The sequence below is a fragment of the uncultured Paenibacillus sp. genome (assembly GCF_963515335.1).
In the GTDB taxonomy this organism is placed as follows: domain Bacteria; phylum Bacillota; class Bacilli; order Paenibacillales; family Paenibacillaceae; genus Paenibacillus_I.
In genome coordinates this window covers 1-25,823 of the sequence record NZ_CAUPYC010000029.1, presented here as the reverse complement: position 1 = coordinate 25,823, position 25,823 = coordinate 1, and the positions used below count along the sequence as shown (strand labels likewise).

Annotated in this window: 29 protein-coding genes; 23 read left to right on the top strand and 6 right to left on the bottom strand. The window is 56.7% G+C overall.

The genetic code is table 11. The annotated features are described in order from the left end of the window. Positions 1 to 12 precede the first annotated feature (12 nt). The 4 genes from RWM61_RS11115 to RWM61_RS11100 all read right to left on the bottom strand — a co-directional run bounded on the left by RWM61_RS11115 (position 13) and on the right by RWM61_RS11100 (position 4,802). Positions 13 to 1,524, bottom strand: coding sequence for an alpha-N-arabinofuranosidase (locus tag RWM61_RS11115; RefSeq protein ID WP_314000656.1), 1,512 nt, complete (start codon positions 1,522 to 1,524; stop codon positions 13 to 15). Positions 1,525 to 1,594: 70 nt separating this feature from the next. Next, positions 1,595 to 2,443, bottom strand: a complete 849-nt coding sequence (locus RWM61_RS11110) for a carbohydrate ABC transporter permease (RefSeq protein ID WP_314000654.1) — start codon at positions 2,441 to 2,443, stop codon at positions 1,595 to 1,597. A gap of 3 nt (positions 2,444 to 2,446) precedes the next feature. Continuing rightward, entirely contained in the window at positions 2,447 to 3,391 is a 945-nt protein-coding gene (locus RWM61_RS11105) for a sugar ABC transporter permease (RefSeq protein ID WP_314000652.1), read from the bottom strand. Between the two features lie 70 nt (positions 3,392 to 3,461). Beyond that, complete coding sequence (locus RWM61_RS11100; protein ID WP_314000650.1) at positions 3,462 to 4,802, bottom strand: extracellular solute-binding protein; 1,341 nt, start codon at positions 4,800 to 4,802, stop codon at positions 3,462 to 3,464. Positions 4,803 to 5,161: 359 nt separating this feature from the next. On the opposite strand from RWM61_RS11100, the gene RWM61_RS11095 reads away from it, so the two are divergent. Then, complete coding sequence (locus tag RWM61_RS11095) at positions 5,162 to 6,082, top strand: winged helix-turn-helix transcriptional regulator (RefSeq protein ID WP_314000648.1); 921 nt, start codon at positions 5,162 to 5,164, stop codon at positions 6,080 to 6,082. 33 nt (positions 6,083 to 6,115) lie between these two features. Here RWM61_RS11095 and RWM61_RS11090 read toward each other — a convergent pair whose 3' ends face one another. Then, a complete protein-coding gene (locus tag RWM61_RS11090) occupies positions 6,116 to 6,433 on the bottom strand; it encodes a 2Fe-2S iron-sulfur cluster binding domain-containing protein (protein ID WP_314000646.1) in 318 nt (105 codons plus the stop codon). Positions 6,434 to 6,558: 125 nt separating this feature from the next. On the opposite strand from RWM61_RS11090, the gene RWM61_RS11085 reads away from it, so the two are divergent. From RWM61_RS11085 to RWM61_RS11055, 7 genes are all read left to right on the top strand, one after another. Continuing rightward, the gene (locus RWM61_RS11085; RefSeq protein ID WP_314000644.1) at positions 6,559 to 7,890 is read left to right on the top strand and encodes a hypothetical protein; all 1,332 of its coding nucleotides are present in this window, start codon (positions 6,559 to 6,561) and stop codon (positions 7,888 to 7,890) included. A 99-nt stretch (positions 7,891 to 7,989) separates the two neighbouring features. Continuing rightward, the gene (locus RWM61_RS11080; protein WP_314000641.1) at positions 7,990 to 8,352 is read left to right on the top strand and encodes a Na-translocating system protein MpsC family protein; all 363 of its coding nucleotides are present in this window, start codon (positions 7,990 to 7,992) and stop codon (positions 8,350 to 8,352) included. Positions 8,353 to 8,691: 339 nt separating this feature from the next. Next, positions 8,692 to 9,753: a Nif3-like dinuclear metal center hexameric protein gene (locus RWM61_RS11075; RefSeq protein ID WP_314000639.1), complete on the top strand. Its 1,062-nt coding sequence runs from the start codon at positions 8,692 to 8,694 to the stop codon at positions 9,751 to 9,753. 19 nt (positions 9,754 to 9,772) lie between these two features. Further along, complete coding sequence (locus RWM61_RS11070; protein WP_314000637.1) at positions 9,773 to 10,882, top strand: ABC transporter substrate-binding protein; 1,110 nt, start codon at positions 9,773 to 9,775, stop codon at positions 10,880 to 10,882. 4 nt (positions 10,883 to 10,886) lie between these two features. Further along, positions 10,887 to 11,666: an ABC transporter ATP-binding protein gene (locus RWM61_RS11065; protein WP_314000635.1), complete on the top strand. Its 780-nt coding sequence runs from the start codon at positions 10,887 to 10,889 to the stop codon at positions 11,664 to 11,666. Continuing rightward, entirely contained in the window at positions 11,647 to 12,513 is an 867-nt protein-coding gene (locus RWM61_RS11060; RefSeq protein ID WP_314000633.1) for an ABC transporter permease, read from the top strand. Before RWM61_RS11065 ends, RWM61_RS11060 begins: the two co-directional genes overlap by 20 nt. A 518-nt stretch (positions 12,514 to 13,031) precedes the next feature. Continuing rightward, positions 13,032 to 14,501 (top strand): hypothetical protein, encoded by a 1,470-nt coding sequence (locus RWM61_RS11055; protein WP_314000631.1) that lies wholly within the window; start codon positions 13,032 to 13,034, stop codon positions 14,499 to 14,501. Positions 14,502 to 14,513: 12 nt separating this feature from the next. On the opposite strand, the gene yyaC is transcribed toward RWM61_RS11055, so the two are convergent. Further along, positions 14,514 to 15,119 (bottom strand): spore protease YyaC, encoded by a 606-nt coding sequence (yyaC, locus tag RWM61_RS11050; RefSeq protein WP_314000629.1) that lies wholly within the window; start codon positions 15,117 to 15,119, stop codon positions 14,514 to 14,516. Positions 15,120 to 15,266: 147 nt separating this feature from the next. Here yyaC and RWM61_RS11045 point away from each other — a divergent pair, with 147 nt between their 5' ends. The 15 genes from RWM61_RS11045 to larC form a co-directional block, all read left to right on the top strand. Further along, a complete protein-coding gene (locus RWM61_RS11045) occupies positions 15,267 to 16,013 on the top strand; it encodes a creatininase family protein (protein ID WP_314000627.1) in 747 nt (248 codons plus the stop codon). A gap of 1 nt (position 16,014) precedes the next feature. Then, on the top strand, positions 16,015 to 17,457 hold the full coding sequence (locus RWM61_RS11040; protein ID WP_314000625.1) for a hypothetical protein: 1,443 nt from the start codon (positions 16,015 to 16,017) through the stop codon (positions 17,455 to 17,457). A 136-nt stretch (positions 17,458 to 17,593) separates the two neighbouring features. Then, positions 17,594 to 18,310 (top strand): iron-containing redox enzyme family protein, encoded by a 717-nt coding sequence (locus tag RWM61_RS11035; protein ID WP_314000623.1) that lies wholly within the window; start codon positions 17,594 to 17,596, stop codon positions 18,308 to 18,310. A gap of 83 nt (positions 18,311 to 18,393) precedes the next feature. After that, positions 18,394 to 19,887 carry an aldehyde dehydrogenase family protein gene (locus tag RWM61_RS11030; protein ID WP_314000621.1) on the top strand — a complete coding sequence of 498 codons (1,494 nt, stop codon included), beginning with the start codon at positions 18,394 to 18,396 and terminating at the stop codon, positions 19,885 to 19,887. A 23-nt stretch (positions 19,888 to 19,910) separates the two neighbouring features. Further along, positions 19,911 to 20,384: a heme-binding protein gene (locus tag RWM61_RS11025; protein WP_314000619.1), complete on the top strand. Its 474-nt coding sequence runs from the start codon at positions 19,911 to 19,913 to the stop codon at positions 20,382 to 20,384. 23 nt (positions 20,385 to 20,407) lie between these two features. Beyond that, positions 20,408 to 20,992 carry a chromate transporter gene (locus RWM61_RS11020; protein ID WP_314000617.1) on the top strand — a complete coding sequence of 195 codons (585 nt, stop codon included), beginning with the start codon at positions 20,408 to 20,410 and terminating at the stop codon, positions 20,990 to 20,992. Beyond that, positions 20,989 to 21,519, top strand: coding sequence for a chromate transporter (locus RWM61_RS11015; protein ID WP_314000615.1), 531 nt, complete (start codon positions 20,989 to 20,991; stop codon positions 21,517 to 21,519). Before RWM61_RS11020 ends, RWM61_RS11015 begins: the two co-directional genes overlap by 4 nt. An 86-nt stretch (positions 21,520 to 21,605) precedes the next feature. Next, positions 21,606 to 22,289 (top strand): GntR family transcriptional regulator, encoded by a 684-nt coding sequence (locus tag RWM61_RS11010; protein ID WP_314000613.1) that lies wholly within the window; start codon positions 21,606 to 21,608, stop codon positions 22,287 to 22,289. Between the two features lie 30 nt (positions 22,290 to 22,319). Continuing rightward, positions 22,320 to 22,616: a 2Fe-2S iron-sulfur cluster-binding protein gene (locus tag RWM61_RS11005; protein WP_314000611.1), complete on the top strand. Its 297-nt coding sequence runs from the start codon at positions 22,320 to 22,322 to the stop codon at positions 22,614 to 22,616. 47 nt (positions 22,617 to 22,663) lie between these two features. Further along, positions 22,664 to 23,140 carry a RidA family protein gene (locus tag RWM61_RS11000; protein ID WP_314000609.1) on the top strand — a complete coding sequence of 159 codons (477 nt, stop codon included), beginning with the start codon at positions 22,664 to 22,666 and terminating at the stop codon, positions 23,138 to 23,140. Positions 23,141 to 23,183: 43 nt separating this feature from the next. Further along, the gene (locus RWM61_RS10995; RefSeq protein WP_314000606.1) at positions 23,184 to 23,483 is read left to right on the top strand and encodes a hypothetical protein; all 300 of its coding nucleotides are present in this window, start codon (positions 23,184 to 23,186) and stop codon (positions 23,481 to 23,483) included. Between the two features lie 341 nt (positions 23,484 to 23,824). Next, positions 23,825 to 23,971: a hypothetical protein gene (locus tag RWM61_RS20270; RefSeq protein ID WP_399538412.1), complete on the top strand. Its 147-nt coding sequence runs from the start codon at positions 23,825 to 23,827 to the stop codon at positions 23,969 to 23,971. Between the two features lie 91 nt (positions 23,972 to 24,062). Beyond that, complete coding sequence (gene larE, locus RWM61_RS10990; protein ID WP_314000604.1) at positions 24,063 to 24,875, top strand: ATP-dependent sacrificial sulfur transferase LarE; 813 nt, start codon at positions 24,063 to 24,065, stop codon at positions 24,873 to 24,875. Next, positions 24,875 to 25,555, top strand: a complete 681-nt coding sequence (gene larB / locus RWM61_RS10985; protein ID WP_314000602.1) for a nickel pincer cofactor biosynthesis protein LarB — start codon at positions 24,875 to 24,877, stop codon at positions 25,553 to 25,555. The genes larE and larB overlap by 1 nt, the downstream gene beginning before the upstream one ends. Continuing rightward, positions 25,552 to 25,823, top strand: a 272-nt coding sequence (larC, locus tag RWM61_RS10980; RefSeq protein ID WP_314000600.1) for a nickel insertion protein, incomplete at its 3' end; no start/stop codon positions are given. The genes larB and larC, both read left to right, overlap by 4 nt.

Sequence of the window (25,823 nt, the reverse complement as noted above, 5' to 3'; positions counted from 1 at the left end):
CGCCGCGGCCCTTCAGCCCCGGTTCTTGCCGAGACGGATGACGTTCCAGGAATGCTTCGGCAGCACGGCCTCCAACAGGCCGTCGCGGGCGGAGGCGTTGCCGCCGTTATGGGGCTTGACGGCTTCCTGCTCCAGCGTATTCACGGCCTTCAGGTTTTCATTCTCAAGCACGATATGTTCGATAACGCCGTAGCCCGGGTAACTGCGGATATCGCATTCCAGGCTCAGCGATTCCTCGAGGCTGCGGTTAACGGCGAATACCGTAATTTCCTCCAGCTCCGGATTATAGACAGCTGTGCTGTCCAAATAAGGCACATCCGTAAATTCCTTGGAATCGTATTTCGGCGACGAAATGACAGGCTGCAGCGCAATGCCCCTGCCATAGACCGAAGCGTGCAGGTACGGGTAGTAGATCGTCTGCTTCCATGACCCGCCGCCATTGACCGTCATGATCGGCGCGATCACGTTGACGAGTTGGGCAAGGCAGGCGATTTTGACGCGGTCGGCATGCTTGAGCAGCGTGATCAGCATGCTGCCGACAAGCAGCGCGTCCTCGAACGTGTAGACGTCCTCCAGCTGGGGAGGCGCGACCGACCACGGTTCGATCTTTTTGTCCGCCTCGTTGGAGTGGAACCAGACGTTCCATTCGTCGAAGCTGAGGTTGATCGTCTTCTTGCTGCGTTTCTTCGCTTTGATGTAGTCGCAAGTGGATTTGATCGTCCGGATGAAATGGTCCAGATCGAGCGAATACGCCAGATAGCTGGCCGTGTCGCCGCTCCGGTTGCCGTAATACTGATGAAGCGATACATAATCGACGGCTTCATAAGTGTGCTCCAGCGACGTCGCCTCGTACTGGGGAAAAGTAGGCATCGACGTATTGGAGCTGCCGCAGGAGACCAGCTCGATCGTCGGATCGACCCAGCGCATCACCTTCGCCGTCTCCAGCGCCAGCCGGCCGTATTCCTCCGCCGTTTTATGCCCGATTTGCCAAGGGCCGTCCATCTCGTTGCCGAGGCACCAGGTTTTGATCGCGTGCGGCTGCTCGTAGCCGTGCTGTTTCCGAAGATCGCTCCAATACGTTCCGCCCGGATGGTTGCAGTATTCGATCAGATTGCGGGCTTCGTCGATGCCCCGCGTTCCGAGATTGACGGCCATCATCACTTCGGCCCCCACGCCGCGGGCCCAATCGACGAATTCATTCGTGCCGAATTGGTTCGTTTCGGTCGTGCGCCAGGCCAGGTCCAGCCGCCGCGGCCTGTTCTCCCTCGGCCCCACGCCGTCCTCCCAGTTGTAGCCGGATACGAAGTTTCCGCCCGGATAGCGGACGATCGGGACCCGCAGGTCGCGAATCAGCTTGCTCACATCCTGCCGAAAGCCGTTCTCGTCCGCATTCGGATGCCCCGGTTCGTAAATGCCCCCGTACACCGCCCGCCCGAGATGTTCAATGAAAGAACCGTAAATGCGGTTATCGATTTCGGCAACGGTAAAATCTTTTTCGAGCGTCATTTTCGCCTTGAGTGTCATAGGATCGGATCACCTTTCGCAAGCCGGATTTGTTATTTCTGTGTTGTCAGTCAGTTCATCGGTTCGTCAGTCAACCTTTTACGCCGCCGGCCGTCATGCCCTCGATGAAATAGCGCTGGAAGAACAGGAACACGATCAGGATCGGGACGATCGCCATGACGGCGCCGGATATCAGCATGTCGAAATTGTTGCCGTACGGTGTCAGCAGGGTCGCAAGGCCGATCGGAATCGTCAGCTGCTCGGTCGTGCGCAGGACGATCAGCGGCCAGAGAAAGTTGTTCCAGGAGAACAGCGCCTGCAGAATCGCCATGGATGAGAAAGCCGGCGCCATGAGCGGCATCATGATCCGGAAATAAGTGCCGAATTCGGTCGTGCCGTCCACGCGCGCGGCGTCCAGAAAATCCTTCGGCAGACCGCTCGCGTACTGGCGGAAGAAAAAGATCGGCAGCGGCGCCACAACGAACGGCAGGATGACCCCCCACATGCTGTTGATCAGCTTCAGGCCGATCGCCAGCTTATACAGCGGCAGCATAATGATTTCAAGCGGCACCATCATCGTAATCAGCACCAGCGCAAAAATGACGTTGCGGAACCGGAAGTTGTACACCGCCAGCGCATAGCCGACCATGGAGGACAGCAGCAGGCACAGCACGGTGTAGACCGCCGTAATGATCAGGCTGTTCTTGTACCAGGTGAGATAGAGCGACTCGCCCGAGAACAGATAGGTGTAGTTGCGGAACGAGAATATTTCCGGACTCAGCTTCAGGTTGAGGCCGAACCGCATCAGCTCCTGGGCCGGCTTGAACGAAGCGATCGTCAGCGTGAGGAGAGGAAACACCGCGAACGCGGCAAAAACGGTGAACAGGAGGAGCAGCAGCACCCTGCTCAAGGACCATTTGGTGTTGTCGGCCGAATCCATCGCCTACTCCTCCTTCCTGAACATGCCGAAAAATTTAAGCTGTCCGAGCGTAATGAGAAACGTGATGACGAGCAGCGCGATGCCGACGGCCGAGCCGAGGCCGAGGTTGTTCTGCTCCAGCCCGTTGCGGTACAGGTAGCCGACGATTGTCAGGCCGATGTCGTTCGGCGAGCGGTTGCCGTTCCACAGCATGTAGCTCTCCGTGAACATGGAATAACCGCCGTAGATGCTGATCGTAAACACGTAGATGGTGATCGGCTTCAGCAGCGGAACCGTGATCCGGGCGAATTTATCCCAGGTCGATGCGCCGTCGATTGCCGCGGATTCGTACAATTCCTTCGGAATGTTCTGCAGCCCCGCCATGAAATAGAGCAGGTTGATGCCGATCCAGCGCCAGGCGGCCAGCGTGATCAGCGTAAACATCGCCAGGTTCTCCTTGCCGAGCCAGCGCTGTTTCTCGAAGCCGAGCGACGTGACGATCGAGTTCATCAGCGACCCTTCCAGCTCGCCGAAGGCCAGCCGGAAGATCGTGCCCGCGACCACAACGGATGTCAGCGCCGGGATGAACAGCGTGGAACGGAAAAAGTTTTTGGCGACCATCGCCTTCGAATTCAGGAAAACGGCCAAAATCAAAGGGATGGGGATCAGGATCAGAATCGAGTAGAACGTATATTTGCTGCTGTTCAGGATCGCCTTGAAAAAAGTAGGGTTCCAAAGATCCTTATAATTGGCGAGCCCGATATAGCTGACCTGTCCGGGAAGCACTTCCTGAAAGCTCATATTGATAGCCGACAGGACCGGATACGCGAAAAATACGGCAAACGAGATGAGAAAAGGGAGCACGAAAAAATAAGGGGCGGCCTTCTGCGAGTACAAAATGCCGGACGACGTTTTGGCGGCTTTCGGCGTCTCTGTCCGTGCGACTGCATCAGGCGAGCTGGTTGCCATCGCTGGCCCTCCTTTCGCGAATAACGCGTCGCCGGCCCGGGCGGGCCGACGACGGGTTTTCGGCTTGCGTTTATTTCAACTGGCCGGCTGTTTCGCTCAGCACTTTGTCCGCATCCTCATTGTCCAGAAGCGTGCGCACGAGTACCGATGTCCGGAAGGCGTCGGAGATTGCCGGCGTCTTCTCGTTGATGTTTACTCCCTCGATTTCATCTTTCAACTCGATCAGCACATCGAAGATGTCCGGACCGAAATAATCGGTGAATTTGTTCGGCTCGCTCAGCGCCGGGTCGTTCCATACGTCCGAACGGATCGGGTCGAAGCCGAGCTGCTTCCAGATTTCGATGTTGCCTTCTTTCGACAGCTTGGCGAAAGCGAGGAACGCTTTGGCCAGGTCCGGATTCTTCGATGTCTTCATGACCGCCGTGCCCGTACCGCCCATGCCCGCGGACCGCGGCTGCCCCTCTTCCCATGCCGGCATCGGCTTGATGATGATTTTGCCTTTCAGGTCGGGCATGTAATCGGTGAAGCGCCCCATGTACCACATCGGCATCCAAACGGAGGCGGCGCCGCCGCTGTTCATAAGGCCGTAGTATTCTTCCGTATGATGATTGCCCCCTGGCGCCGGAATCGCGATGCCCTGCTTCAGCAGGTTTTGCTGCCATTTGATCGGTTCCGCCACGATAGGACTCGTGATGTTGATTTGTCCGTCGGCCGTCTGGAGGTCGTCGTTGCCCGGCGCTTGGGAGACCTGCGGCCAGAGGGACCACAAGTCGGCGGTTTCGAGCGTGGTCATCGGAACTCCCGTTGCGTCAAGCACCTTTTTGCCCGCAGCCTCATAGTCCGCCCAAGTCTTGATATCGTCGGCGTTCACGCCGGCCTTGTCGAGAATTTCCTTATTGTAATAGATGACGGCCGCGCCGACGTGAAAGTCGATGCCGTAATACTGGCCGTCCTTGGAGTAGATGTCGAGACGCGACTTGACCACATTGTTAATTTCCGGATCGATAACGTCGTTCAGCGGGAGAAGCTGCGGCTCTCCCTTGAGGAAGTTCGGGAACTTGTTGAGCTCGATATCCGCGATATCCGGCGCGCCGGTTCCGGATTGAAGCGCTACCAACAGCTTGTTGTGCATATCGTCATAAGGGAAAGTGTTGGCGACCAATTCGATTTGTTGGTCGGGATTGGCTTCGTTCCACCGTTTGGCCATTTCCTCATAAAACGTTTGATGCAGCTCGTTGAATGTCCAGAATTGCAGCTTCGTCGCCGAGCCGTTTGCCGTTCCGGCATTTTCCCCGGCTTCTCCGTCCGGGCTGCCGCTGTTGCCGCCGTTGCCGTTGCCGCCGGAGCAAGCCGACAGGATTGCCGTGAGCACCAGAAGAAGAGACAGCACCGTAACCAGTTGCTTTTTCACTTCTTTTCCCCCTCAATAAATAGGTTTGTATGCTTAACTCCGTCGGGAGTCGAAGCCGAAAAGGGTGGAGATCGATCAGGCGAACGTTAGGAAAGCATTTAGTTTAAACAAATTTAAAATATTTTATGGTTTTATAATAAATATCCGATTTTTGTTTGTCAATATGAAAATGAATCCGTTTTCTATGAAAATTTAATTTATGTTAGTCTAAAACAAATCGACATATTTCGCGTTTTTCAGTTTATAAATCGGCCTCAATTGCCTGTCGCAAATTGAAAACGAAGGTTGTGCTTCTCAATTTTTAGGTTTTGATTTATAATAAGCTAAAATAATCGCAGCTGGAGAGAGGGGGCGCATCATTGATCCATATAAAGGAACTCCGCTCGGGCTTAAATATTTTTAAAGCATTGAGCTCCGAAATACGGATTGAAATATTGGAGCTGCTGACGAAGCACGACAGCCTCAACCTGAACGAGATTGCGGAGAAGCTCGGCCTCACCAACGGTGCGATTACGATGCATATCAAGAAGCTGGAAGAAAGCGGACTGATCGATATTACGACGGCCGTCGGCCGGCATGGCATCCAGAAAATATGCTATTTGAACGAGGACATGCTTTCCGTCGATCTGAAAAACAAGAGTGCGGAAAATGCGAACGTTTATGAGGTGGAGGTCAGGGTCGGACATTACTCCGATTATCATGCGGAATCGACCTGCGGCCTGGCTACCAAGGACAGCATTGTGGGGGAATTCGACAATCCCCGCTATTTTGCCGATCCGCAGCGGATCAACGCGGGTATCGTTTGGCTGACGAGAGGATTTCTGGAGTACCGGATTCCGAATTATCTGAAGAAGAATCAGCATTTCAGCGAGCTTCAGTTCATTATGGAGCTCGGTTCGGAGGCGCCGGGCTACAACGACGATTATCCTTCGGACATTTCGTTCAGCGTGAACGGCGTGGAGGCGGGAGTATGGACCTCGCCGGGGGATTTCGGCAAGGAGCGAGGGACGTACAACCCGGAATGGTGGCCGCCCCACTTGAACCAGTACGGGCTCATCAAGCTGCTGCGCATCAATGACAACGGCTCTTTTATCGACGGCTGCCTGATCTCCAATGTGACGATATCCGATCTTAAGCTGAAGCAGAACGCGGATATCAAATTCAGAATCGGCGTATCGGAAACCGGCCGTGCCGGCGGATTAACGATTTACGGGGAAAACTTCGGCAACTACAAGCAGGACCTGATAGCCAGGGTTATCTATGATGTCGCGACTTCATGATGGAGTGACGGGAGGGTGCTTGGAACCCCGGTTTCAGTCCGCCTGCGATGAGAGCTCCCGGAATCGGCAAAGGCAGGCCAGACGGTAGCCCGACCCGATCGCGGTGCTTCCGACGGCAAGCGCCCTCCGCTCCAAGCCGGAGGGCTCGTCCAACAGTTCGCGATGCGACTTGACCATCACGGTGCAGCTGCGGCAAGCGCCTTTACGGCAGAGGAACGGGATGCCTTCCGCCCGGGGATGCGCGACCTCCCGATTCACCAGCTCAAGCAGCGGTTTTCCCGGCTCGTAAGCCACCGTGAACGTTTTATTTCCGTTATTTACAGCTTGGATGGTGACGGTTTTGATCGTCATACTTCAAGCTCTCCTCTTGCATACGGCGTTGACTGTGGGAAGCTTCTCTTATACGATTATAGCAACGCCATTAATGGTATACAATATACCGAATGTGCGTCGACTTCGGTCCGGAGGAGCTCTCCATGAAAAGTAACTTTATCTTAGGCATGTGCTTGTTGTTTTTGGTCCAATATTTCGTTCGTTCCGAATGGCTGCAGCTTATTTTGGCGGTTTGCGCCGTCATTGCCTTCATGGGCAGCGTCTTGCGCGCAAGGACGGTTCCCCGCATTTTCAGCGTGCTCATGTTTGCCTCCGGAATCGCATTGACGGCATGGAAAGGGCAGGGGATCGAAGCGGCCGCGCAGGGGATTGTCTCGAATCTTCCCTTGCTGACTTTGCTTGTGCTCGTCCCCCTATTATCGATTCCATTCAAAATGGGAGGGTTTTTCGACTCGATTCTCGCTTACCTTAAACGTTACCGCAACAGCCCGCGGAAAATGTTTATGGGCATCACCGGCGTGCTGTTTTTTCTCGGGCCCATCCTGAACCTCGGTTCCATTCGGATCGTGCACGATTTGCTCAAGGACTTTCGGCTGAATGCCGCCTTTTTATCGAAAGCATACCTGATCGGCTTTTCAACGACGATCCTTTGGTCGCCTTATTATGCGGCTGTCGGCGTTACGCTGCTGTACCTGAACGTGTCGATCGGGGATTATATGGCCTACGGCTTCGGTTTGGCCGTATTGTTCCTGGTTGCGGGCAATGTCATGTTAGGCATGTGGGCCCGGAAGCGGGATCTTGAAACGGACGACGAATCCGGTGCGGGCATTACGGCGGCCGACAGAAAAAGAATGAAGCAATTGCCCGTTATTATCTTCTCCTTGATGCTCGTTGCGATTGCCGCCGAATCGCTTACCCAATGGTCGATGCTGGTGCTTGTAAGTCTTCTGGCTCTTCTGTTTCCGCTCCTATGGGTATCGGTTTCCAAACAATGGGGCCTGTTGAAAAATCATGTGGTCGAGTACCGGAATAAATCCGTCCCGGTTATGGATAACGAAATCATGATGTATATCAGCGCGGGTTTTTTCGGGCAGTCGCTGAGGGATACGAGCTTCGGCGAAGGCATCGGCCTGTTCATGACGAAGCTCGCGGAAATTTCTTTTCTGTGGTTTGCTTTGTTCATTCTCGTTGCGATGGTTTGCGTCACGTTCGTCGGCATCCATCAGGTTGTGTTCGTCACCGTGTTTGCGACCCAGATGGATCCGGCGGCGCTCGGCACGACGAAAGAAATTTTGGCGATCGTCATTATGCTGGCCTGGTCCGCCTCGTCCGTTCTAAGTCCGGTCAATCCGATCAACCTGCTCGTAAGCGGATTGGTGAAGAGGTCGAGCATACAGATCGGGCTCAGGGACAACGGCTTGTACCTGGCTCTCGTCAGTGCGATGGGAATCGCGATTCTTACGATATTCCATTAGCGGCGCCGAAGGAAAAAGGGTCTGCCGCGGTGAATGGTATGTGATGCGGCGATGGCGATGGTTATGGATGGGATGCTTTGCGGAAGGGAGGGGACCGAGGTGAACAACCGGCTTCCGGTCGGCGTTTTAAAGCAGGAGATTATCAAAATTTACAACTCGATCAACCAGGACATTTTCGGCATCGGCATCAAATCGCAGAAAATCGACATTTTGGGCGAGAAGGTGTATATCTTCGCCACCCACAAACGAATCCCCGCCTTGAAAACGCTGGACGATGAGTTTCGCGGCCTGACCGCAAGCGTGGATATGCTGCTGATGGAACAGAACAAAAAAAGGCTGAAGGAAGAGCTCGAACAAACGCTCGGCCTGTCCGTTGTCGCCGTTCTTAAGGACTATGACCCCAAAGCGGAGATTTCGGGGACGATCATCATTTTTAAGGAGAAGCTGGAAGGATATATATAACGTGCATATTACATTGATACGTTATATTATGGACGGTTTTGTTCTTTTTTTGCTAAAGGTACTTGCCTGTAGGTGAAAGTTGTGTTAAATTACTTAACATAAAAGTGATTTTTCGCATGGCGGCCGACATTAAGGTGCTGAATCCTTCCGCAGGAAGAGATTCGGATCCATCTTGCCGGCGGCTGAAAGCTTTACGGCAGGTCATGAGGAGCTCCGGAACGGAGAGCCTTGAACCGCTAATTATGACATACGGGTCATGAAGGCCCTCGTATGCTCATGGTTGGCGGTTTTTTTGTCCACTCATACGCAGTCAGGCGCAGAAAGGAAAGGAGCAAACCGATGAACCGACAAACCTCCGGTTCGGGAACCGATGTCGAACAAGTCATGGAGGCGCTGAACCAAATATCCGGGGGAAGAATGGTGATGAATTGGCAAGAAATCGCGGCGGGAACGAATCCTTACGTCGTTATGAAAACATCGAATATTCCCGGTAAAAGCGTAATGGAAATTCCGGGAATCGTATTCGGGGATGCGCGAAAGCCGGTCAGGCGGATCGGGGTCGGCATGACGCTGACGGAGTCGATGATCGAGCTGGCGTCGGGCATGAATCTGGATTTGCTGGTCGTACACCATCCGGTAGCGGATGCGGCCAGCTCGGGCGGCGTGCCGTTCGCGGACTATCTGCCGCTGTACGGGCTGTCGCTTATCGAAATGCATGAAGCGTTCCATGGGCTTCACCCCGGCATGACCTTCCTGCACGGCCACAGCAAGCTCGCGACGGACATTGCGTTCGGCGGCATTCCGGGCAACGTGCTGCACAAGGGGGTTGCGCTCCGAGGTGTGCGGACGGCGGGCGATATTCTGCAGCGTCTCGAAACATGGATGGGGCGGGATATCGATATCGGCCTGCTGGAGGCGGAGCGGGCGATTCGCGGAGAATCCGGGCTTCAGGAAGCGACGCTGGCCAATCCGGCCAGGCTGCTCAGCGGAACGCCGGACAAGCCGGTCGAGCATATCCTTCATTTTTTTCCGCATACCGGATTTACGATGGAGCATCTGGAGACGGCGCTCGCGCTGTATCCGGAGACCGATACGATTATCGCCAGCATCAGCCGGGTCAGGGAGGATCATCCTTTCGTCGGCTTTGCGAGAGAGCGGGGGCTCAATTTTATCGTCGGCAATCCGCATTCCGTGGAGATTCTGGAGAATGGGCTGCCTCTCGCCTATGCGCTGGAGATGTCGCTGCCGGATGTGGAGGTTTTTCTGCTGAGGGAGCGCGTGACGGCGGTGCCGCTGCGCGAGATCGGACACGAAGGGATGGTTAGCTACGGCAAAGAAATGGCGGAAACCTATCTGGTGTCCAAGTCTTTCAAAGCCGTACCAATAAAAAAAGACGCATGAACCGGGAGGAAGAGAAACCATGATGAAGAGGAAAATGAGAACGACCGCCGCGCTGTTGATGACCGTACTGCTGCTCAGTTTCGTTGCCGCCTGCGGCGGCGGGAAGGCGACCAAGATGGGGGCGGGCGCCGGCGCCGACGCGGGCGCGAACAACGCTGTGAACGGGGCTGCCGAACCGGCCGCGAACCCCGCCGCGACCGAACCGAAGAAGCCTGTAACGGTGAAATTCTCCGAAGTGATCCGGTCGATTTTTTATGCGCCGCATTACGTCGCCATGTCACAAGGTTTCTTCGAGGAGGAGGGGCTGAACATCGACATGAATACGGCGCAAGGCTCCGATAAGGGAGCCGCCGCCCTGATTGCGGGAACGGCCGACATCTCGCTGGTCGGACCCGAAACGGCAATTTATATCTATAACCAGAAGGGCGGCAAGACGCTCAAAATTTTCCACCAGCTGACGATGAAGGACGGCTCGTTCCTGCTCTCCCGGGAGAAGCTCGATGCATTCGACTGGAGCGGCCTGTCCGGCAAGAAGGTCATCGGCTGGCGCCCCGGCAGCGCCCCTCAGATGGTGATGAACTCGACGCTGAATCTCAAAGGGGTCAAGGACGCCGAAGTGGTCACAAATATCGCGGCGCCTGCCATGGCCGGAGCCTTTACGAGCGGGCAGGGCGATTTCATTCAATTATTCGAGCCGGCCGCTTCCACCCTGATCCAGGAGGGAAAGGCGTATTTCGCGGCATCGATGGGCGAGGCGTTCGGCGCTTTCCCGGAAACATCTTACGTTGCAACGTCGGATTATATCAGGAAAAATCCGGAAATTGTCCAAAGCTTCGTCAACGCCGTCGCCAAAGGGGCGGAATGGCTGAAGACCGCTTCTGATGATGAGATTGCCGAGGCGCTTGCGCCGTTCTTCGAGGGGACGTCCAAGGAACTGATCATTGAATCGGTCCGGAGGTATAAGAGCCAGGACACGTGGCCGGTGAAGCCGGAACTGACGGCCGACGCGTTCGAGAAGCTGCAGGGCGTGCTGATCGAGAACGGCGTCATGAAGGCGGAGGACAAGGTGGCGGCGATGACCGACGTCGTCGATATGAGCTTCGTGCAAAACCTCGGAAAGGCGGAGTGAAGGTATGGCGCAAATTGAGCTGCGCGATGTCGGGCTGAGCTACTTTACGTTAATGCAGGAAACCGAAGCGCTGCGGGATATCAATTTGACCGTCGAACAAGGCGAGTTTATCAGCGTCGTGGGACCGAGCGGCTGCGGGAAAAGCACGCTGCTCTCCCTCGTCTCCGGCATGCACAAGCCGACGAAGGGCAGGGTCGAGATTGACGGCCGGGAGGTGGCGGGCAACTCCCCGAAGGTCGGTTACATGCTGCAGCACGACCATCTGTTCGAGTGGCGGGATGTGCTCGGCAATGTGACGGTAGGGGCGGAAATCCGCCGGATGGACCGCAAGAAAGCGGAGGGGAAGGCGCTGGAGCTGCTGGAACGCTACGGGCTGGGAGGTTTCGCTCATCACAATCCTTCCCAGCTTTCCGGCGGGATGCGCCAGCGGGTGGCGCTGATCCGGACGCTGGTGACGGAGCCGGACATTATGCTGCTGGATGAGCCGTTCTCCGCCCTGGATTATCAGACGCGCCTGACACTGGCCGACGAAATTCATGGCATCATCAAGGATCAGGGGAAAACGGCCATCCTGGTCACCCATGATATTTCGGAGGCCATCAGCATGGCGGACCGGGTCATGGTCATGTCCAGGCGGCCGAGTACGATATCGACGGTATATGATATCCGTTTTGAAGAAGGGACCGGCCTGTCGCCTTGGAGGAAACGGGAGGCGGCCCGGTACAACCAATATTTTAACGCCATATGGAGGGAGCTGGAGGGCCATGTCGTCTTTGCCCGTTAGGGAGTCGTCCGCCGCGCAAGAAGCGCCGGCCGCGCCCGCGGCGCAGCCGGTCTCTGTGCAGTATGCCCGCTATCTTCGCGCGCAGAAACGCGCCGCCCGGCTGGTTCGGCTGTCGCGGCTGTCCGTGCTCGCCGCGTTTCTCGCGCTGTGGGAGCTGGCCGCCGCCCTGCAGTGGGTCGACCCGATGCTGACGAGCAAGCCGTCATCGCTGGCGTCCTCGTTCATGCAGTTTTCGCTGGAAGGCAATCTGCTCAGGCATACATGGATTACGGGAGTTGAAACGATGGTCGGCCTTATGGTCTCCATGGCCGCCGGCACGGCGATCGCCGTTCTTTTCTGGTGGTCCTCTTACGCGTCGAAAGTGCTGGAGCCGTACATGGTCGTTCTGAACGCCCTTCCCAAGGTGGCGCTCGGTCCGATCTTCTACATCTGGCTCGGCGACCGGTATTCGATATACGGCATGGCCGTCGCCATTTCGATCATCGTCACGATCATGATGATTGAGGCGGGGTTCAGGGAGATCGGCAAAACAAAGCTGAAGGTCATGGAGTCGTTCGGCGCGACCAAGCTTCAGATGCTGCGGATGGTGCTGCTGCCCGCAAGCGTTCCGAACCTGATCGCCGCCTTGAAGGTAAACGTCGGGTTGACGCTCGTCGGCGTCATCATGGGCGAATTCTTGTCGTCCAAGGCGGGTCTGGGTTATTTGATCATTTACGGCGGCCAGGTGTTCCAGATGGATATGGTCATGGTCAGCATCGCGATGCTGGCGGTTCTCTCTATCCTCTTATACGGGATCGTCACCGTTATCGGCCGCTTCGCCATGAAGCGAAATCATTTTGAGGAATAAGACGAGGGAAGGACCGGTCTCAAAGCGGCTGCTTGACACCGGTCCCGTCCGCCGGGAGAAATTTTATCCTGTGCCGTCGAACGTAGCTTTATCCCGGCGTGGCCGCTGCGGAAAAGCTCCATCGTGCCCCATGGCGCCCATGGGGCGATATCTAGTATTAACTGTAAATAAAGGTTGCTAGAAATAGAATTGTGGTATACAATGTACAATAAATCCTGTGAGATAGATCACAGAGATTATATTTTCACAGGATGTGCAAACGCTTACACGGTTAGGGGGGGTGCGAATAGAGCGCAAAAAAGCGGCTGTTTGTGCTAATAAGCAGTGCTTGGTGCAATTGTGTTAAGTTTATGTCACTAAAAATTACGTAATCATGCAGTTTTCAGGGAGGATGAACAAAAAACAAACCAATAAAAAGAAAAATATTGTATACCAAACCTCTTTAGTGTTATACTCACGTTAGATAGTGTGACATCAGTCACGCTGCGCGGGAAACAATTATTTAAGAGAGTTGAGGGATGCGGATGATTACGATGTCGCATGTATTGTATGCTTTGGTAACGGTAAGCGTCATACTGGTCATGTTTTTCCGGCGGGGCGTGGTCATTCCGACATTGATCGGAACCTTTATTATCGGATGGGTATATAAAGGAGACGTAATCAGCGGCTTCAAGGCGGTATACAACGCCAACCTGACCGCAGCCAAGGAACTGTTCACGATTTTCCTCATTATTACGTTCATGGTGGCTTTGTTGAATTCGCTGAAGGATATCGGCGCGGACCGGCGGATGATCCAGCCGCTTCAGAAGCTGATTGTCAACGGCCATATCGCATTTTTCGCCCTTGCGGGCATTACGTTCGTCATCTCCCTCTTTTTCTGGCCGACACCCGCGGTTCCACTCATCGGGGCGCTGCTCATTCCGGCAGCCGTCCGCGCGGGTTTGCCGCCGATGGGCGCGGCGATGGCGATTGCGATGGCCGGACAAGGGATGGCGCTCTCCTCCGATTACATCATGCAGGTTGCGCCGATGCTTAGCGCAACAGGCGCCGGCATCGGCACCGCAGCCGTAGCGGACAAAGCCATGATTCTGTCGCTCATTACGGGCGGCGTGGCGATCGGCTCCGCTTACCTGCTCAACAAGAAATCGATCAGCGAGCCGGTGGCCGGGGATTTGGGCATGCCGCAGCCGATCGTTCTGAAGACGGCGGACAAGGCGGAGCAGCAGGAGCCTTCCTATGCGGAAGCCGCGGCAACGACCGAGACGCTCGCGCCTTCTCTTCAGCGCTGGTCGAAAATATTTGCGGTAGCCGTGCCGCTGTCCATGCTCGCCATCATGATCGTCATGGCTGCCAGTAAGCTCGGATCGGGTCTCGGCAGCTTCGAGGGCGGAGACGGGGCGGCATTCATCGGGGGCGTGGCCATCATCCTTCTGATTCTTGCAAGCATCGCGCTCGGCAAAGCGGACGCGCTCGACAAAATCAGCGATCACCTGGTGGAAGGCTTCGTGTTTGCGTTTCGGGCGATGGGTCCGGTCATTCCGATCGCGGGCTTCTTCTTCCTCGGCAACTCCGATTTCTCGGGAAGCATTTTGTCGGTTGCCGAAGGCGCTGCGGCTCCCGCATTTTTGTTCGATCTCGTCGCGTCCGTGCAATCGTACATTCCTTCCAGCAGCTTCCTGACGGGCTTCGGCCTACTGCTGATCGGAATTGTGACAGGCCTCGACGGCTCCGGCTTCTCCGGACTGCCGCTGACCGGTTCGCTCTCCGGCGCTTTGGCTCCCGCTGTCGGCATGGATCCTTCGACGCTTGCGGCAATCGGCCAGATGGGCGCGATTTGGGCCGGCGGAGGCACGATTATCGCCTGGTCCTCGCTGGTGGCGGTTGCGGGCTTTGCAGGCGTCTCGGCGATCGACCTTGCCCGCAAAAACTTCATTCCGGTCATGCTTGGGCTAATCGTCTCCACTTTGTTCGCGATTATCTTCTGGTAAAAAGGCGGAGGTTTAACTTCCGGCCGATAACCGATCTGGCGCGGAAGCCTCCGGTGTCGCGGCAGGCAGAAGCAGGGGCGTGATCTCGCGGCAAGCGCGGACAAGCACGTCCGACATGACTGCAGCCATCTCGGCCACGAACGTCAGGCTGGTATGCTCCAGCACTTTGGTATTCAGCGCGCGGTGGTTGTTGATGATTCCCTTAAAATGAATGTGGCCGACAGGAGGAAGCGGTTTGCCCTGGCTCGCGCCCGGCTGAAGCGGTTCCTCCACAAGCTGCAGCGTGCCGATTTTGTAAAATTGGCCCAGGCACGCGTCTACGGCGACGACGTATGCTTCCATGTGCTTGGCGGCGATATGGTGCATCGTTTTATGCAGATTAAGGGCGTGGACCGGTTGATCGAGCATGCCGTAGATCCGGACAGGTCCGGGTTTCCCGGAAGCCTTCAATCGGCTTCCGACCATAGGTCCGAGCGAGTCCCAGGTATAGCGGTTGGTTCCGACGCAGACGATGACGATTTCGCGATAGGCCGCATCATTTTTATGGAAATGGTTGATTAGGGCTTCCGACAAATACCCGGCGGATCTTTTGTCGAGGTAGTGGCTGTGGTGCATCATGCTGCCGTCTCCTTGCTCCATGTATTGTGCCGTTCCTTTATAATATCAATTATACAGGGATTGCAGCGCCGAAAACATAAGGATCTATGACAATTTCGTTAAAATTGGTATACAATATGCCAATAAGCGAAGAAGGGAGTTCCAGTCATGCCGTCCTCCTATCTATTAACCCAAATGACATGGCCTGAGGTCGAACAAGCCCTCACAACGGTTAAAATCGCCATTATTCCGCTGGGCGCGCATGAGCAGCACGGACCGCACATGGCGGAAAGCTGCGACGCCGTGCTGGCCGAGGAAATGGGCAAAAGGCTGGCGGAGCGCTTGTATCCGGAGGCGCTCGTGACGCCAACGATCAACATGGGCATTTCGCCGCATCATATTCATTTTCCGGGGACGATTTCGCTTGAGCCGGCCACGCTGATCGCGATTCTTCGCGATATGATCGTGTCATTAAGGCGGCACGGCGTCCGCAATGTGCTTGTGCTGAATGCGCACGGCGGCAACCAGGCCACGCTCGGCGTGGCGTCGGATATTCTGACCAGAGAGCTGGAAGTGAATTTTTATTATGCCAAGACGACCGCTTCGGCGAAAGATGTGATGGACCGCCGGATCGAGTCGAAGCTTTACGGGCATAGCTGCGACCGGGAGGTTTCGGAAGCGTTGTATCTCGCCCCGCATCTGGTGCGCATGGACAAGCTGGAGAAAGGCGACATCCAGGAAGGCAAATGGCGCAAGCTGAGACCGGGCAATCCGCTTCAGGGCTACTATTATTATGAAGAGATGACGCGCAACGGCTGCATCGGCGACGCGACCAGGGCGAGCCGGGAGATCGGCGAGGAGATCGTGGAAACTGCGCTGGAACGGCTGGCCAGCGCCGTGAAAGACGTGCTGTAGCATGAAGCGGCTTCTGTTTCTTGCCGCCATAGCGATCTATCTCGGCTCGGCCGTCTATCCGGGCGCGGCGCTGAAATGGGCCGTCTCGGCGCTGAGCTTCGCGATCGTCGTCACCGCATTCTTCTCGGCCGGGAAGTTCGTCCGCGCCGTCGGCGGGGTGTTCCTGGCCGTCGGCTTCAGCCTGCTGGCGCTCAACAAGGCCTCCGCCGCGGAAATGCTCCGCAGCTTCGGTTATATGATGAACGTGCTCAGCCTGTTCGCGCTCATTCCGCTCATTGCGCTGCCGATTGAGCTCGGACGCTACGCGGCAAGGGTGCAGGCGGCGGTGCGGGCGCGGGTCCGCAGCTCCGGCATGCTGTATGCCTTGACGTCTTTCTTGTCTTATGTGTTCTGCAGCTTCATGAACCTGGGCGCGCTGCCGATGGTGCATCAAACGATCCGGCCCTCGCTGAAGCTGTTTCCGATCCGGGAACGCGACCGCTTCATAAGCCGTGCCATTACGCACGGCTACAGCATGCCGGTCATCTGGACGCCCGTATCCCCCATTCTGGGGATCGTCGTGGAGATGACGGGCGTACGGTGGAGCGCGCTGCTGCCGATCGTCATTCCGCTCAGCCTGCTCGGCCTGGCGCTCGATTGGGCGATCGCCATGTGGATTGCGGATCGCAGGCGCAAGCAGGCGGGAGTCTCGGCGGCAAGCGAACTCTCGGAGGCGGCAAGCGAAGTGTCCGCGGCGGCCGAAGTCACGGAGGCGAGTGGGCAAGCCCCGGTGAAACCGGCGGACGAAAACGCCGGCTCGCAGGCGAAGCATCCGGCGCACATTTTTGCGGCGATATTGATATTTAACGTGCTGGTCTCGCTGCTCGAGCTTTTGACCCATGTCAGCTTTTTGCTGCTGGTGTCGATGACCGTGATCCCGTTCGCCTTCCTGTGGTCGCTGCTGATCGGACAAGGGCTTTCGTTTATCCGGCGGGCCCGGACCAGGCTGCCCGAGCAAGTGCTGCGCATGCAGGACCAGTTTCTCGTTTATTTAAGCGCGGGATTCATGATTACCGCCATCCAGTCCACGGGCGCGGGGCGTGTCCTCAACAGCGGGCTCGGAACGTTCAAGGACGCGATCGGCGCCGACCTGTTCCTCCTGTTCATTCCGCTCATCCCGCTCGGTCTCGCTTTCGTCGGGCTTCATCCCGCGGTGGGACTGGCGCTGGCAGCCGAATCGCTCGATCCCGCCGCGCTCGGCATATCGCCGCAGATTACGGCGATTGCCATGCTGACGGGCGCCACGACGGCGTTCCTAATGGGACCCTACAATGCGACTGCCGGCATAATGGCCGGTTTGATCAACCGGAGCCCCTATAAGGTGTCCAACTGGAATGCGCCTTTCACGGCGGCCTACCTGGCCATGTCGACGATCGTGCTGCTGATTTTGCAAAAAGGAGGTTGACAGACAGCGCCCAAGTTGCAATAATGTGATCAACATCACTTTGGTATACAATATACCAAAGTGGACATGTCGCCAGTCGGCTGCGCCGCGGGAAACAAAACAAATCGAATGGTTAATTTGAGAGGAGAGACGAACAATGGCAACGGTATTGACGAAACGGGAATTCATGAACAAGGAGGAATTTCGCCGCGCACTGGAGCAGGCCATCGAAGGCAACGCGGTAGCGAAGGCGCCTTTCACGACGATGTGGGCGAACGGCGAGCTGAAGAAGGAGCATTTTGCCCGCTGGGTGGAGCAGCATTACGCCTACGTCGGACCGTTCGCGGACTATCTGGCTTATGTATACGCCAACTGTCCGCATGAAGACGCCAAGGACTTCCTGCTGCAGAACATGTGGGAAGAGGAGCTCGGCGGCGACCGCCATACGGATTTGCTGATCCGCTTCGGTGAAGCGTGCGGAACGACGCGCGAGCGCATCGTGGCCATGGATAACCTGCTTCCCGAGACGATCGGCCTGCAATCCTGGTGCTACCGGATGGCGATGAAAGAAAACTTCCTGTATGCGACGGCGGCCCTCGTAGTCGGTCTCGAATCCCAAGTGCCTTCGATTTACCGGAGACAAACGCCGACGCTTCGCGAGAAATACGGCTTCACGGACGAGGAGGTTGAATTTTTCGACCTGCATATCGTTTCCGACGAAATCCACGGGGAGCGCGGCTACCAGATCGTATTGGAATACGCGAGGACGGCGGAAGAGCAGCAGCGCTGCATCGAAATCGTTGAAGAGGCGACGAAGATGCGCAGAATGTACCTTGCCGGCATCTCCCGTGAATTCCTCGGCAAATCCTCATAAGAACGCCGGCGGTCAAGCCGTTCCCGGGAACCCTCTTCCCGGGATTCGGCTGACCGGCTGAGACGGTTAGAAAGGAGCAGCTCATGGCGATCGAAACGGCGATACGAACATTCAAAAACCTGATCGGCGGCGAATGGACGGAGTCATCAAGCGGCCGCACATTCGACAGCATCAACCCGGCGAACAAAACGGAGGTTGTCGGGCGCTTCCAGGCTTCCGTCGAGGACGACGTCGTCCAGGCGATCGAATCGGCGGAAAAGGCGTTCCCGGCATGGAAAGCCGTTGCCCCGAGCAAACGGGCCGAGATGCTGTACAAGGCCGCCGTATTGCTCGAAACGGGACTGGAGCAGTATGCGGAGGAATTGACCCGCGAGGAAGGCAAGACATTGGCCGCCAGCCGGATGGAGGTGAAGAGGTCGGCGCAGACGCTGCGCTATTACGCTTCCGAAGGGCTCAACATCGCTGGCGACACGCTGCCCTCCGACGATCCGACGACGTTCGTGTACACCAAGAAGGAGCCGCTCGGCGTCGTCACGGTCATCACGCCGTGGAACTTTCCGATCTCGATCCCCGTCCGCAAAATCGCCCCGGCGCTCGCGGCGGGCAACACGGTCGTGTTCAAGCCGGCCTCGGATACGCCGCTCATCGCGTTCCGGCTGGTCGAAGCGCTTCATAACGCGGGACTGCCGGCAGGCGTCATCAATTTCGTGACGGGCTCGGCCTCGAAGACGGGCGTGCCGCTCGTCTCGCACCCCGCCGTGAAGGCGGTGACGTTCACCGGCTCGACCGGCGCGGGCGAGAACATCAGGCGGAACGTCAGGCTGTCCGCCCGGATCCAGATGGAGCTCGGCGGCAAAAACCCGCTGATCGTGCTGGAGGACGCGGATCTCGATCATGCGGTGGAGCTTGCCGTCAAAGGCGGCTTCGAGCTGACGGGGCAGGCATGCACGGGAACGAGCCGCGTCATCGTGATGGAACAGGTGCATGACGCTTTCGTTGAGAAGCTTATAGCCAGGGCAAAGACGCTGACGATTGGAAACGGCCTCTCGGGTGAGGCCGAGATCGGACCGTTGGCCAACGAAAGCCAATTGAACAACGTGCTGGACTATGTGGCGATCGGCCAGGCGGAGGGCGCGGAGCTGGCATACGGCGGCGAACGGATCGACGAAGGCGAATACGCGAACGGCTATTTCGTCCGTCCGGCCATATTCACGGGCGTGCGGCCCGATATGCGGATCGCGCAGGAGGAAATTTTCGGCCCGGTCATTTCCGTCATCCGTGTAAAATGCTTCAAAAATGCGATTCGAGTCGCGAACGATGTGGAATACGGCTTGTCCGCGTCGATCGTCACGTCGGATTACAACCGGATGCAATATTTTATTGATCATATCCAGTCCGGAATCGTCAAGGTCAACCGGACAACGACCGGCAATGCGCTGAACGTGCCGTTCGGCGGCCTGAAGATGTCGAGCACGGCCACGTTCCGCGAATCGGGAAGGGAAGCACTAGATTTCTATACCCATTCCAAGACGGTGTACCACGGCATTCAGGAATTGAAATTTTGCTGCAGCAAATGACGTTATAATCGGAGGGCTTACGCATGAAATCGGTATTGAAGCTGGAGCTTGAGGAAGCGAAGGTGATGGTGGAAGCGGCCAAAAAAGCGGCTGAAAGCGTGAAGGCGCTGGAGACGATCTGCATTGTCGACGACGGCGGCTGCGTCATCGCGCTGGAACGGATGAACGGCGCCCGCATCACGGGTCCTGAAATCGCCATCGCGAAAGCCTTCACGGCAAGCGGGCACAAGCGCTCGACCCATCTGTTCAACCAGCCGGGCGGTCCGGCGACGACGACCGGCGAGGCGTTCGGCATCCATGTGATGATTCCCGGCAAATTCGCGATTTTCGTGGGCGGCTTCCCGATTGTCGTCAACGGCGAGGTGGTCGGCGGCGTCGGCGTCAGCGGCGGCAACGGCGAGCAGGATACGGCCGTCGGCACGGCGGCGCTCAAGGCGCTGCAGCAGCATCTGGGCAGCGGGTACGAGGTGATGACCCAGGCGGACATCAAGAAATAGAACACGGATTAGCAGGTGGTACGATGGATTATTGGAAATTGTTTCTCGGCTTTCTGCGCATCGGGCTGCTCGGATACGGCGGAGGGCCGACGATGATTCCGCTTATCCACGCGGAAGCCGTGAAGAAATACGGGTGGATCACGGACGATGAGTTTGCCGACGTCCTGGCGATGGGCAACGCGCTGCCGGGCCCGATCGCGACCAAAATGGCCGGCTATATCGGCTACAAGGTTAAAGGGGCAGCCGGCGCCTTCATTGGGATCACGGCAATGGTCGTCCCGGTGCTCATCGGCATGATCCTGCTCCTCGGCTTGATTTACCGGCTGAAGGATTCAGGCGTCGTCGGCGGCATGACGAGCGGCATCCAGCCCGTGATCGGCGTTATGATGGCCGTTCTGGCCTGCGAGTTTTTCAAAAAGGCCTGGACGAGCCTGCCGAAGGCGAAGACGATTGTCTGGACCGCGATCTCGATCGTGGCGCTGGCCCTGCTGAAGGTGAATCCGGGACTGCTGATCGGCGCCGCGCTGGCGTACGCCTTTCTCGAAACGACCGCCGCCGGACGCAGACGGAAGCGGCCGGCCGAGCGGGATAAAGGGGTTTCGGCATGACATGGATCGAGCTGTTCTGGGCGTTCTTCATTTCCAACCTGCTCGGTTACGGCGGAGGTCCTCCGATCATTCCGCTGCTGCAGGCCGAAGTGGTCGACGGTTACCGTTGGATGACCCTTGAGCAATTCGGGGACGTCCTGGCGCTCGGCAACGCGCTGCCGAGTCCGATCGCCACGAAGCTGGCCGGCTATATCGGCTATCAAGTGGCAGGCGCGCCGGGCGCGCTCATCGGCTTGTTCGCCACGATCGTGCCGACGGCCGCGGCGATGATCGCGCTATTCAAGTTCATCGATGTCTTCAAGACCTCTCCTCAAGTCACGGCGATGACGAAAATCGTCCGTCCGATCGTCGCGGTGCTGATGGGGATGCTGGCCTGGCAGTTTCTCTCCTCCGCCTATTATTCGGCGGGCATCTGGCAAACCGCGCTGCTGACGGCCGCAAGCTTGATCGGCCTGGAGCGCTTCAAGCTTCATCCCGCGCTCGTCATCGGGGCCGCAATGGCCTACGGCGCATTTTTTCTAGGTTAACCGGGCACGCAGGCGCTTTCAATCGAAGTTGAACGGCCGGCGGTTATCGATTACACTAGAGAAAACATGACACGGGGGTATACCAGATGCCGGATGCGCCGATCGTTTGGAAGGACGAGGAATTGAGCCCTATTCGCGATAAAGTTTATGACTACATCAAGCAGGCGATTGTCAGCGGCGTATACAAGTCCGGCGAACGGATCGTCGAACGCGAGCTGGCGGACCAGCTGAACGTCAGCCGCACGCCGATTCGCGAAGCGCTGTTCCGCCTTGAATCGCAAGGCTTTGTGAAGACTTTGCCGCGCAAGGGCGTCGTCGTTTCCACGCTTTCGCCCGACGAGGTGGTCGAAATTTTTACCATTTTGTCCGCGCTGGAAAGCCTGGCCATGAAGCAGGCGGCGGTCAAGGCCGAGCCCGCTCACCGGGAGGAAATGAACCGCATCGCCGAGGAGATCGAGAAGGCGCTTGCACAGCCCGACGGCGACTATGACGATGAACGGTGGAGATTCCATTTTGCCATCAACGACGTCGTCTGCCGGGCGGCCAAAAGTCCCCGTCTCGCGGCTATGCTCGACGGCTTGTCCGATTATATCCGTTCGTTCGTGCAGGTGGGCTACGATCTGCCGGGACGGAAGCGGAAAGCGACCGAGGAGCATCGGGACCTGATCAAGGCGGTGCGGGACGGCGAGGCGGATCTGGCCGAGCATTTAACGAAGATTCATGTCGAAAACTCCAAAAAGGCGTATTTGGAGGCGCTCAACAAACAATAAGTCCCATAGCGGCGGAGGCTTGCGCTGCGGATGGAGGTTTCCATGCCCAATATTACCCTGCATCAGAACGGACAAGTGCACCGGCAGGAAGTGGCGCCGAACAGCAATCTCGTCGTGCTCGCCGGCATTAAGAAATTCCCGAACCTCAGATACGGGTGCGGCATGGGGAAGTGTACGAGATGCAAGGTCAAAGTGCTGTCCGGCGCAGACGGACTTCCGGAGCCGAATTGGAAGGAAAACAAAATGCTCGGCGAGAGGCTGAACGACGGGTACCGCCTTGCGTGCCAATTGTATATAACGAACGATTTGGAGATAAGCCAGGAATAGACCCGTACGTCATCCCGGATGCGCCGAGATGCGCAAGGAGGAACCACATGGAGCCGTTCGTACAGGCGAAAGCCGAACAAAGGCTGGAACAGCTCGGACTGGCGATTGACGCGGCGCCCGTGCCGACCGGACATTATGCGCCTTTCACGACGGTTGAGCCGCTGCTTTATCTAAGCGGGGTCACGCCGAAATCCGGCGGCAAGCTGGTGTTTAAAGGGACGGTAGGGCTGGATCTGACCAAAGAGGAAGGCTATCGCGCGGCCAGGCAATGCGCGGTCAATCAGCTTGCCGCGATCCGCTCGGCGCTCGGCAGCCTGGACAGGGTGACGGGAATCGTCAAGGTCACCGGGTTCATCCGCTCGGCGGCCGACTTCGAGGAGCTTCCCTACGTGCTGAACGGCGCGTCGGACCTGCTGGCGGAGGTTTTCGGCGACCGCGGCATCCACGCCAGGTCCGCGATCGGCGCAGCGGCGCTGCCAGGCGGCGCCGCCGTTGAAGTGGAAATGATCGTGCGTTACGCGTAACCGGGATTTTCTTATTTCATTCGAGAAGCGGAGGTAATCGAACATGAGCGAATACGTTTTGCTGTCTACCACGGACCGTTACCGGACGGTCACCGACAATCCGAATCTGGAGAAGGTCGCCGATTACGAATACTATTTTTTCGGCAAGAAGAAGACGACGTTCTCCATATGCAAAATCAAGAGCCAGGACGCCCGGATTCTGATCCAGGGCGTGGCGGAGGTGTTTCCGGACAACAGCATTCCGCTCAAGGTATTTCCGAAGTTCGGCTCCACTTCGGAAATCGAGAAGGAAATCTATGAGCTGGACATCGACGAGGAAAACAAAATCGTCAAGGTCGGGTAACGCCGTGCGCTCCCGCCGGGACAGGAAGGGCCGGTCGTCCAACGGGACGCCCGGCCTTTTTCGTTTATAAAGCCAGATTTTATATCCTTACGGGATCCCCGAAAAGTAATATCCAAAGTTACATTGATGCAAGTCGAAGATGAGCGACCACGAGAAAGATGTTGATTCCCGTCATATGAAAGATTGTCGCGCTGATGTGAATACATTCGAGAGGATCATCCATTGTCATTCCATTCACCTGCGATTGTGTTAATATCGTACAGAAAACGCTAATAGCATCCTCATTAATGTAAGCGATTTTATTATAATCTCAATTTATGAGTTAAACAACATCCTCGAATTTGTATACGCTTAGAGTCGAACTCCAGAGAGCCGGCAAAGTCACCGATGTTTACGAACAGCCTTTCGGCGTCAGATCAAAAGCTAATTTGGATGAAAGAGGAACGTCCGGATTTGTTCGGAACGACACATCAATTCATCGCAATTAAAGAATCCGGCCGGCTTTTAAAAAGCTCCATGAGAGAGTTGGACGAATTGCGCCTCATTCATCGTAAATCCATTAAGTAGAGGAGGGTGGAAATGAGGGAGAAATACCGTCAACTTCAGGAAATTTTTAGGGAAATGGAATCCGTCGTAGTGGCGTTCTCGGGCGGCGTTGACAGTACCTTTTTGCTCTACGCGGCGTTGGATACGCTCGGCAAGGAACGGGTTTTGGCCGTCACGGCGGATTCGGAAACGTATCCTTCCGAGGAGCTTGAAGAGTCCCGCAGGCTGGCGCTCGACCTTGGAGCGAATCACGCGGTGATTGAAACCTCCGAGCTGGAGATTCCCGGATACCGGGAAAACAACCGGAACCGATGCTATTTTTGCAAGCAGAGCCTATTCGGGCATCTGGAGCCGTTTGTTCAAGACGGGACATACAAGTATATTGTCTATGGGTTGATCACGGATGATATGAATGAATTCAGGCCGGGCGTTAGAGCGGCCAAAGAACGAGGCGTCCGAGGTCCGTTGCAGGAAGCGGGGCTTTTCAAAGAGGAAATCCGGGCGCTTTCCCGTGAAGCCGGGCTTGCAACTTGGGATAAACCGTCTTTTGCCTGTTTATCATCCCGGATCGCCTATGGCGAGACGATTACAATCGAGAAGCTGGGCCGGGTGGGAGAAGCCGAACGTTACATCCGGTCGCTCGGCATCCGGCAGGTCAGGGTCAGGACACACGGCGAAATCGCCAGGATCGAAGTCGAGCCAGCTGCCATGGCATTGATGGTGCCGTACGCCTCGAAGATTTCGGAGAAGCTGAAGGTCCTCGGATTTCTTTACGTGGCTATGGACCTCACCGGTTACAAGAGCGGCAGCATGAATCGAGTTTTGGAGAGAGAGGACGTCGTCTGATGCAAGGCTTCGAGGATATGGAATTTTGCAAGCTCGACGTGGCACGCGAAGAGAGAACGGGTTTTCCGGAAATCGTCTTCGGGCTCGGCAAGACGGTGGCTCAGGTGGAAGCAATCTTTGCCCGGCTCGTTGAGGTTCATGGCAGAGCACTAGTGACAAGAGCGACCGGAGAGATGGCCGAGCGGGTTGCCAAGGCGTTTCCGGACGCGGAGTATGACGAGGTTTCCAGATTGATCCGTCTCGGAAGCGTCCCCCGCAAACTTCCAGGCAAGGTTGCGGTGCTGACCGGCGGGACTTCCGATATTCCCGTAGCGGAGGAAGCGGCGGGCACGGCCGAATGGATGGGATGCGAAGTGGACCGCATCTATGACGTCGGGGTCGCCGGGATCGACCGCTTGTTGGCCCACAAAGATCGGATCCGGAAAGCATCCGTCGTTATCGCGGTGGCCGGGATGGAGGGGGCGTTGGCCAGCGTTACAGGTGGACTTGTTCGGCGGCCAGTCATCGGGGTGCCGACCTCCGTCGGTTACGGCGCCAATCTTCAAGGATTGACGACGATGCTGGCGATGATGACGTCCTGCGCATCGGGTGTAACGGTTGTCAACATCGATAATGGCTTCGGAGCCGCCTACCATGCGGCGGTGATCCTTCAACTCGTGGCGGAGGCACGTACAGAATGAAAACACTCTACTTGGATTGCGTCTCGGGAATCGCGGGGGACATGGCGTTGTCCGCTCTGGTGGAACTCGGGGCGGATCCCGATTACATCCGCCGCCATTTATCGGAGCTGCCGATCGAGCCGTTCTCAATGGAATTTGTACCGGTTGTCCGCAAGGGGATATCGGCGAAATGGCTGAAATTTACTTTTGAGGAACAAAATTCGCAGCCTAAGGACCATGACGTGCATCACCATGATGATGATCACCATCACCATGATCACCATCACCA